This is a genomic window from Streptomyces sp. NPDC058964, from assembly GCF_042741275.1.
In the GTDB taxonomy this organism is placed as follows: domain Bacteria; phylum Actinomycetota; class Actinomycetes; order Streptomycetales; family Streptomycetaceae; genus Streptomyces.
Genome location: NZ_JBHYKH010000390.1, coordinates 1 through 8,635 on the forward strand (window position 1 = coordinate 1; position 8,635 = coordinate 8,635).

Genomic DNA, 8,635 nt, shown 5'->3' on the forward strand with positions numbered 1-8,635 from the left:
GAGTTTGTTCCATGTCTGGGGGGCTCGGATTTGTGTAAAAGAGCCCGGTCTCGGCGGCGCCCTCGACGGCCTCGACCGTCTCCGTGGCGGCCTCGACCTCGTCCTCGTCGTCCAGGTCGACGATCTCGCCGTTGGTGTCCTTCACCGTGGCGGCCTCGACCACGACGGCCAGGGCCTTGCCCCGGGCGACCTCACCGACGAGGAGCGGCACCTGGCCACCCTCGACGACGGCCTGGGCGAACTGGTCGGGGGACATGCCGGAGGAGGCGGCACGGCGCATGAGGTGCTCGGTGAGCTCCTCCTGGTTGACGTTGAGCTTCTCCGTCTTGACCAGCTCGTCGAGGACGAACTGCGTCTTGATGCCCTTGACCGCGGCCTCGCGGGTCTCGGTCTCGAACTCCTCGGCGGACTTGCCCTGGATCTCCAGGTACTTGTCGAGGGTCAGGCCCATCTGGCCGAGCTGGTGGTGCTCGAGGTTGTGCTTGCGGGTGTTGATCTCGTCCTCGAGCAGCTTCTCGGGGACCGGGACCTCGACCAGCTCGAGCAGCTTGTCCAGGACGCGCTCCTGGGCCTGCGTGGCCTGGTCGTACTGCTTCATGTTCTCCAGGCGCTTGCGGCTGTCGGCCTTCAGCTCCTCGAGGGTGTCGAACTCGGAGGCGAGCTGCGCGAACTCGTCGTCCAGCTCGGGCAGTTCACGGGCGGCGACCTGGGTGACCTTGACGGTGACCTCGGCCTCCTTGCCGGCGGCCGAGCCGCCCTTGAGCTCGGAGGCGAAGGTGGCCTCGCCACCGGCCTCCAGGCCCTTCACGGCGTCGTCGATGCCGTCGAGGAGCTCGCCGGAGCCGATGGTGTAGGAGACGCCCTCGGCGACACCGTCCTCCAGGACCTCGCCCTCGACCTTGGCCTGCAGGTCGATCGTGACGACGTCGCCGTCCTCGGCGGCGCGCTCGACCGGGGAGGTGGAGGCGAAGCGCTCACGCAGCTGCTCGACCGACTTCTCGACGTCCTCGTCGGTCACCTCGACGGCGTCGACCTCGACCTCGATGCCGGAGTAGTCCGGGATCTCCAGGGCCGGGCGGATGTCGACCTCGGCGGTGAAGTTCAGCGTCTCGCCGTCCTTCAGCTCGGTGATGTCGACCTCGGGCTGGCCCAGCGGGCTGAGCTCGGCCTCGTTGACCGCCTCGGTGTAGAACTTCGGGAGCGCGTCGTTGACGGCCTCCTCCAGCACGGCGCCACGGCCGAACCGCTGGTCGATGACGCGGGCCGGGATCTTGCCCTTGCGGAAGCCCTTCACCGTGACCTGCTGGTTGATCTTCTTGTACGCCGCGTCGAGGCTGTCCTTGAGCTCCTCGAAGGGCACCTCGACAGTGAGCCGAACCCGGGTCGGGTTCAGGGTCTCCACGGCGCTCTTCACGGTTCGGTCTCCTTGTGGCTGACTTCTTGGTTTTCGCCGGAGCCAGACAGGTCCGGCGGACTTCGCCGCCCGGAGGAGTTCGTAGGCCGAGTGGGCCGGGACACACGGGCGCGCAGCTTGCATAGTAACCGCAGCAGCTGAACGCCCCAAAAGGCGATCATCGGGCGTGGCCGACGAAACGTCTCGGCCGGTGGCCGGGTCCACGGCCCGGATCTCGCCGCTGTTGAGGGTGAAGTAGAGGGTGCCGCCGAGCAGGGTCGGGGTGGCGTCGGCCGAGACGGTCCGGGCCAGGGGGACGATGTGCGGTGAGCGGTCGGTGACGTCGAGCAGGGTGATCCGCCGGTAGGCGGTGGCCGCGGAGACGTCGGGCCCGTCGGAGGCGGCCGAGGAGGGCAGGAGGACGAGGCCGGCGCCGGCCCGGCCGGCCAGCGTGAGGGCGCCCTCCAGCGTGGCGGACCAGCGGACGGTGCCGTGCGCGGGATCGACCTGGGCGACCGTGGTGCGCTTTCCTCGCAAGCCGGCGCAGAGCAGGTACGCGTGGCCCGCCGCGGCGCGGATCTCGCAGGTGTTCCCGGCGGCCATGGTGTGCAGGGCGGGCATGGCGCGCTTCCAGCGGGGCCGGCCGGTGGCGGGGTCGAGCAGGGAGTACGACCGGCCGTCCGCGCGGACGACGAGCGGTCCGTCGGGGGTGATCGCGGCCGAGCCGTCCGCCGTGGAGGGCGCCGTCTCCCCGAGGGAGGTGCTCCAGCGGACCCTCCCGGTCCGGGCGTCGATGGCCTGGAGGGCGTAGGAGGGAGTCTGTGCCGAGCGGGCCTCGGTCTCGGCCACGGCGTAGACGTCGTGGCCGTGCTCGCCGAGCACCCCGTCGGCCGGGATGCTGCCGCCGCTGCCGTTCGGGTCGGGATGGTCCGCCGTCGGACGGCTCCACTCGACCTTGCCCGTGGCGAGCGAGAAGCGGACGGCCTTCAGGCCGTCACCGGCGCAGATCAGCCCGCCGTCGAGCGCCGTGCAGGACGGGAACGCGGCACCCGCGCTGGTCTCCTTGTCGGTCTCGTGGGCCTGCCAGCTGCGCCACCCCGGGGGCAGGGCGGCGGACGCGGGCGCGCCCGTGCCCCCGGTCAGCCGCAGGGCCGCCACGGAGCCGGTGAGGGCGAGCACCAGGGTGCCCGCGATCGAGGCCAGCCAGAGCCCCCGGCGCCGGCGGCGGGGGCGCACCGGCCCGGTGTCCCGCTCGACGGGATCCGGTCCCGGTTCGGGCAGCCTCCCCTCGCGGAGCAGGTGCAGGAGCTCGGCGGGGGTCGGCCGCGACTTGGGGTGCTTTTCCAGACAGAGGCGGACGAAGGGGAGCAGGCCGTCCGGAACGCCGGTGAGGTCGGGTTCGCCCTCGACGACCTTCGTGGCCGTCTCCCACGGGCTCGGGCTGTCGAACGGGCCGTGCCGGGTGGCGGCGTACACCAGGACGGCGCCGAGGGAGAAGATGTCGGCGGCCGGGCCCACGTCGTGCGGCGAGGAGAACTGTTCGGGCGACATGAAGGGCGGGGTGCCCATCACGCGGCCCGTCTGGGTGAGCACGTCGCTCCCGGCGAAGTCGGCGGCACGGGAGATGCCGAAGTCGATGACCCGGGGCCCGTCCTCGGCGAGCATCACGTTCGCCGGTTTCAGGTCGCGGTGGACGACGCCGGCGCGGTGGATGTCACGCAGGGCCTCGGCGAGGCCGGCGGCGAGTTCGCGGAGCCGGTCCGGGGGCAGGGGGCCGTGCCGGCGTACGTGGGTGCCGAGGTCCTCGCCCGGAATGTAGAGCGTGGCCATCCAGGGGCGCGGCGCGTCGGCGTCCGCGTCCACCACGGGTGCGGTGAAGGCACCGCTGACCTGACGGGCGGCGGCGACCTCGCGGCTGAAGCGGGTGCGGAACTCGTCGTCGTCGGCGTACTGGCCGTGGACGACCTTGACGGCGAGCCGGCGCCCGGAGGCGGAGCGGGCCAGGTAGACCACGCCCATGCCGCCGCTGCCGAGGCGGTCCTCGATCCGGTAGCCGCCCACTTCGGCCGGATCCGAGTCGCGCAGCGCCATGCCGTACGTCCCCCCCGTTGTTGTGTTGTTCCGCCGTGCCGTCCGCCGGAGGCCGCCCGGCCGCCGGTCAGAAGCTGATCGAGTTGATCGTCTCGGCTATCGAGTTGAGGAACCGGTTGATGGACGGCGCCATGCCGGTCGAGGCGAGGAAGAACCCGAACAGCACCGCGACGATGGCGGGACCGGCCTTGATGCTCCCCCCTCGGATGAGTACCACAAGGATGATCGCCAACAGCAGCACCACGGACAGTGAAATGGCCACACTGATCACACCCTCGGTCGGTCCGCTCTCCCGGCCCGGGGGTACATCCCCGCACCCCCGCCAGAACCATCGTGCCACCAACCCGGCCACCGTATGCGGCCCGTGACGCATCGTCGGTAGTGGCCCCACCCCGGAGCGGCTTCTCGCACAGTATTTCGAGTCACACCGGCGCAGCAGGCACAGGGAATTGCCGGGGGATCGTTTCGCTACCCACACACCTCGTGCGCAGGTAATTCGAATTGTTGCCACAGAGACGACGTTATGCACCAATTCTTCAGGATGAATCTGGACATCAAGGGTGAACGGCGACCTGTGATGTGCCCACCATCACATGGACAGCGATGTCAAGTTCTGCAAATCCGGGGCATCCGGATCCCCATATCCAGGATTCACATCGGGGGTTTTACGGAATCCCACAGACAACGCTAGGGTGCCTCAGATGTTTGACGCCGCCTCGCCCCCCGGCCAGCCCCGAAGGCCACTCCCCCCAGCACAGTCACCGGCGGACGGAGTGCCGAGTCCGCGCACCCCGATGGGTACACAGAAACGGGACAGACCGGGCAAACAGCGCGACGCGTTCTTCGACAACGCCAAGTACCTGGCGATCGTGCTCGTCGCGATCGGGCATTCCTGGGAGCCGCTGAAGAGCGACAGCCGCATCCTGGAGGGCCTGTACACCGTCGTGTACACCTTCCACATGCCGGCGTTCATCATCATCTCCGGCTTCTTCTCGCGCAGCTTCGACATGCGTCCGGACCGGCTGAAGCGGCTCATCACCGGCGTCGCCGTGCCGTACATCGTCTTCGAGACCGCCTACCCGCTCTTCAAGCGGTTCGTCGACCACTCCCCCGACCAGGAGATCAGCCTCCTCGATCCCTGGTACCTGACCTGGTTCCTGTGCGCCCTGTTCATCTGGCGGCTCACCACCCCCGTGTGGAGACTGATCCGCTGGCCGCTCCCGCTGGCGGTCGGCATCGCCATGGTGGCGTCGGTCAGCCCGAACATAGGCAACGACCTGGACCTCCAGCGCGTCCTGCAGTTCCTGCCCTACTTCGTGCTGGGCCTGTCCATGAAGCCGCACCACTTCCAGCTGGTGCGCCGCGGCTGGGTGCGCGTCGCGTCCGTGCCGGTGTTCGCGGCCGCGGTGCTGGTCGGCTGGTGGAGCGTTCCGCGGATGAACACCGGATGGGTCTACCACCGGGATTCCGCCCAGGAGTTCGGCGCGCCCTGGTGGTGCGGCCCGCTCATGGTCCTGGGGCTGCTCGTCTGCTCGCTGGTGCTCACCGCCTGCTTCTTCGCCTGGGTGCCGCGCCGGAAGATGTGGTTCACCAGCCTGGGCGCGGGCACCCTGTGCGGCTACCTGCTGCACGGCTTCCTCGTGAAGTACGCCGACTACCAGGGCTGGTTCGACCACGCCTCGCTGCACCGCCCGCTCGGCGAGATCGCGGTGACCGTGGCCGCGGCCGCCGTCGTCACCCTGTTGTGCACCACTCCGGTGCGCCGGGTGTTCCGGTTCGCCATGGAGCCGAAGATGGAGTGGGCGTTCAAGCGTGACGCGGCCGAAGTGGCCCGTGAGCGGCGGCAGGAACCCGTCCGCGAGAAGGTCAGCGCGTAGCCGCAGTCACGGCCGGTCCCTCCGGACCGCCGTCCGTCAGACCGAGAAGTGCCCGCATCCGCACGTACTTCTCGGTCAGCCGTCTGCGGACGGGCGCGTCGAGGACCGCGAGCCGCTCCGGGTCCGCATTGTGGGCCAGATCGGCCTCCTTCACCAGCAGCGCGCCGGGCGTCTCCAGGATGCGCCGCGCGTACGCCTCGGGGTCCTCCCCCGCCCGCTTGGTGACGGCCAGCACGATGTCCTTGGTGCGCCGGCTCAGCGCCGCCCCGCTCAGCCACTCCCGCGACAGCGCGTCGTCCTCGACGGAGTCGTGCAGCCAGCCCGCGGCGACCTGTTCGTCGTCGCCGCCGCGGGCGCGCACGCCGTCCGCCACGGCCCGCAGGTGTTCGGCGTACGGCCGTCCCGCCTTGTCCGTCTGCCCCTCGTGGGCGGCGCGCGCGACGGCCTCGACCTCGGTCAGGGTGAGCATGCGATGCGTCTCGGTCACTCCCCCAGTGTCCCTGTGCCGCGCGGCGGTCAGCGCGCCGCCGCCGCCTCCCGGCAGATCAGCAGCAGCGCCCGGTCGTCGTTGACGTCCTTGGCCACCGCCTCGATCAGGTGCCAGGCAGCCCCGTGGAAGCCTCCCGCGACATACCGGTCGGCCTCGCCCGTCAGGCGGTCTATGCCCTCGACGATGTCCCGGTCCGAGGTTTCCACCAGACCGTCCGTGAACAGCATCAGCACATCACCGGGGCGCAGCGATCCCTTCACGGGGTCGAACTGCGCGCCGTCGTACACACCGAGCAGCGGTCCCTCGGCCGCCTTCTCCTCCCAGCGGCCGCTGCCGGCGCTGAGCTGGAGTCCCGGCGGGTGTCCGGCCGAGTAGAGCTCGTAGTCCCCGGAGTCGAGGTCCAGGACCAGGTGGATCGAGGTCGCGAAGCCCTCGTCCCAGTCCTGCCGGAGGAGATAGCCGTTGGCCGCCGGCAGGAAGGCGTGCGGGGCCAGCGAACCCAGCAGGCCGCCGAAGGCCCCCGACAGCAGCAGCGCCCGCGACGCCGCGTCCATGCCCTTGCCGGACACGTCCGTGAGGACGACCTCCATGGTGCGGCCGCCGTTCGTACGGGCCGCGACCACGAAGTCGCCCGAGAAGGACTGGCCGCCCGCGGGCCGCAGCGCCATCTCCCGGTGCCAGCCGTGCGGCAGCTTCGGCAGCTTGCTCTGCACCCGGATCCGCTCGCGCAGGTCGAACAGCATCGTGCCGCCGCGCCGCCAGGGCACCCCGACCCGGCTGCGGAACTGGGCGGTGAGCAGCCCGAAGAAGCCACAGGCGGCGACCACGAGGACCACGCCCGGGGTGACCCGGGACGGCCCTTCCGTGTACGGCCCGAGCCGTACCGACTCCACGATCAGCGCGGTCGCCGCCGCCGCGTACAGGCCGAGCAGGCTGGCCGGACGCAGCAGCAGTCCGCCCGCGACGATCGGCAGCACCAGCGTGGCCGGCGAGCACCACACCGAGTTGCCGAGCGTCATGGCAGCGAGCACCGGGATGGTCATCAGCAGCCCGGCCAGCGCGATCCAGTCGGAGCCGTCACCGCGGAAGTAGTCCACGGCACTTCTGCGCACGCCGACACGGACCCGGTGCCACTGCATCCTCCACCGGGCCGTGAACGTCTCGGCCTTCGCGCGCCGCTCTCCTCCTGCTGCCATTAGTTCGGGACCCTATCCATCGGACCTGCCGCTTGGCACGCGAGGTCCGACTTATCCCCCGTCCGAGGCCCAACTTCACGGAAGCCCGCCACCACGGCCGCGCGGGAGAAAATCGCTCGCTCGTCCCGCATTGCCCTGGTACGCATGGCTCATGGGGACTGACCTTGCGAGGAACCGTGCGACCGAGCTGCGTGTGGTGCGCCGGGAAGAGCTGGACTCCTGGTACGACCACCTGATCCGTGCCTTCGGCGGGGTCCCGGAGCCGGCCGAGGAACGGCAGCTGTGGTACTCCGTCACCGAGACCGACCGGTCGATCGGTGCCTGGGACGGGGACGAGCTCGTGGGCACGGCCGGGGCGTTCGGCTTCCGGATGACGGTGCCGGGCGGCGCGCCGGTGCCGGCCGCGGGCGTCACGATGGTGAGCGTGGCAGCCACGCACCGGCGACGTGGCGTGCTCACCTCGATGATGCGGCGGCAGCTGGACGACGTGCGGGCCTGGGGGTGGCCGCTCGCGGTGCTGACCGCGTCCGAGCCGGTCATCTACGGCCGGTTCGGGTACGGCGTGGCCACCTGCCACGTGAACGCCGAGATCGACACGTCCCGGGTACGGCTGTCGGTGCCGCCCGGCACCGACGACGTACGGCTGCGGTACGCCGCCCCGGCCGATGTCCTCGACGTGTGCGAGGCGCTCTACGCCCGGCGGGTGCCGCTGCGGCCCGGGATGCTGGTGCGGCAGCCCGGCTGGGAGCGGATGGGACTGCTCGACCCGCAGAGCGAGCGGAACGGGGCGTCGCCCCTGCAGTGCGTGCTGGCCGAGCGGGACGACGAGGTCGTGGGGTACGCGCGCTTCCGGGTCAGGCCCGAGTGGGAGGCGGCCGGCCCCAAGGGCACGGTGGTGCTGGAGGACCTGGAGGCGGTGGACCCGGCCGCGCACGCCGCGGTGTGGCGGTTCCTGTTCGACCTCGACCTGACCTCGACGATCGACGCGCGGCGGCGGCCGGTTGACGAGCCTTGGCAGTACATGGTCTCCGACATCCGGCGCTGCCGGCTGCTGGTACGGGACTCGCTGCACGTGCGGCTGGTGGACGTCGGCGCCGCGCTGGAGGCCCGGACCTACCAGACGCCGGTCGCCGTGGTGTTCGAGGTCGAGGACTCCTTCTGCCCCTGGAACGCCGGGCGTTGGCGGCTGACCGGGGACACGAAGGGGGCGTCCTGCCAACGCACCGAGGACGCGGCCGACCTCGCCCTGTCCGTACGGGAGCTGGGAACCGCGTACCTGGGCGGTGTCTCGCTGGTGTCGCTGGCGGCGGCCGGGCGGGTGCGTGAGCTGCGGCCGGGGGCGCTGGCGGAGGCGTCCGTGGCCTTCGGGTCGCCGGTGGCGCCCTGGCTGCCGCACGGGTTCTAGGTCCGGTCGCCGCATCCCCGCCGTCCCCCGGGCAGACGGGGATGTGGCGACGGGGCCTGGCCGGCGGAGGTCAAGCCGGGCGGCGGCCGTCATGCCGTACGGCGGCCGGTCACCGTTTCTGGCAGGCCGGGCACCAGAAGAGGTTGCGAGCGGCGAGGCCGGCGGTGCGGATCTCTCCGCCGC

The 8,635-nt window shown here is 71.1% G+C and carries 7 protein-coding genes and 1 pseudogene; 2 read left to right on the forward strand and 6 right to left on the reverse strand.

Annotated features, from left to right (window positions below; translation table 11 throughout):
- The 3 genes and pseudogenes from tig to ACFW2E_RS34230 all read right to left on the reverse strand — a co-directional run.
- On the reverse strand, positions 1-1,414 hold a 1,414-nt coding region (tig, locus tag ACFW2E_RS34220), incomplete at its 3' end, for a trigger factor (RefSeq protein ID WP_384472046.1).
- Between the two features lie 237 nt (positions 1,415-1,651).
- A pseudogene (locus ACFW2E_RS34225) lies at positions 1,652-3,484 on the reverse strand (protein kinase); the annotation flags it as partial.
- A gap of 67 nt (positions 3,485-3,551) precedes the next feature.
- Entirely contained in the window at positions 3,552-3,746 is a 195-nt protein-coding gene (locus ACFW2E_RS34230; RefSeq protein ID WP_016435177.1) for a hypothetical protein, read from the reverse strand.
- A 439-nt stretch (positions 3,747-4,185) separates the two neighbouring features.
- On the opposite strand from ACFW2E_RS34230, the gene ACFW2E_RS34235 reads away from it, so the two are divergent.
- Positions 4,186-5,361 carry an acyltransferase family protein gene (locus ACFW2E_RS34235; RefSeq protein ID WP_384472037.1) on the forward strand — a complete coding sequence of 392 codons (1,176 nt, stop codon included), beginning with the start codon at positions 4,186-4,188 and terminating at the stop codon, positions 5,359-5,361.
- Here the strand turns inward: ACFW2E_RS34235 and ACFW2E_RS34240 are convergent.
- Together ACFW2E_RS34240 and ACFW2E_RS34245 are read right to left on the reverse strand one after the other, a co-directional pair.
- A complete protein-coding gene (locus ACFW2E_RS34240) occupies positions 5,351-5,830 on the reverse strand; it encodes an HD domain-containing protein (RefSeq protein WP_384472049.1) in 480 nt (159 codons plus the stop codon). The two genes, ACFW2E_RS34235 and ACFW2E_RS34240, sit on opposite strands and share 11 nt — an antisense overlap.
- A gap of 47 nt (positions 5,831-5,877) precedes the next feature.
- Complete coding sequence (locus ACFW2E_RS34245; protein WP_384472040.1) at positions 5,878-7,047, reverse strand: PP2C family protein-serine/threonine phosphatase; 1,170 nt, start codon at positions 7,045-7,047, stop codon at positions 5,878-5,880.
- A gap of 151 nt (positions 7,048-7,198) precedes the next feature.
- Here ACFW2E_RS34245 and ACFW2E_RS34250 point away from each other — a divergent pair, with 151 nt between their 5' ends.
- The gene (locus tag ACFW2E_RS34250) at positions 7,199-8,452 is read left to right on the forward strand and encodes a GNAT family N-acetyltransferase (protein WP_384472043.1); all 1,254 of its coding nucleotides are present in this window, start codon (positions 7,199-7,201) and stop codon (positions 8,450-8,452) included.
- 109 nt (positions 8,453-8,561) lie between these two features.
- Here the strand turns inward: ACFW2E_RS34250 and ACFW2E_RS34255 are convergent.
- Positions 8,562-8,635, reverse strand: a 74-nt coding sequence (locus ACFW2E_RS34255; RefSeq protein WP_384472052.1) for a zinc finger domain-containing protein, incomplete at its 5' end; no start/stop codon positions are given.

Excerpts from the sequence above, each read along its gene's own strand:
- ACFW2E_RS34235 (WP_384472037.1), top strand. The coding sequence starts at position 4,186 with ATGTTTGACGCCGCCTCGCCCCCCGGCCAGCCCCGAAGGCCACTCCCC.
- ACFW2E_RS34240 (WP_384472049.1), bottom strand. The coding sequence starts at position 5,830 with ATGCTCACCCTGACCGAGGTCGAGGCCGTCGCGCGCGCCGCCCACGAG.
- ACFW2E_RS34245 (WP_384472040.1), bottom strand. The coding sequence starts at position 7,047 with ATGGCAGCAGGAGGAGAGCGGCGCGCGAAGGCCGAGACGTTCACGGCC.
- ACFW2E_RS34250 (WP_384472043.1), top strand. The coding sequence starts at position 7,199 with ATGGGGACTGACCTTGCGAGGAACCGTGCGACCGAGCTGCGTGTGGTG.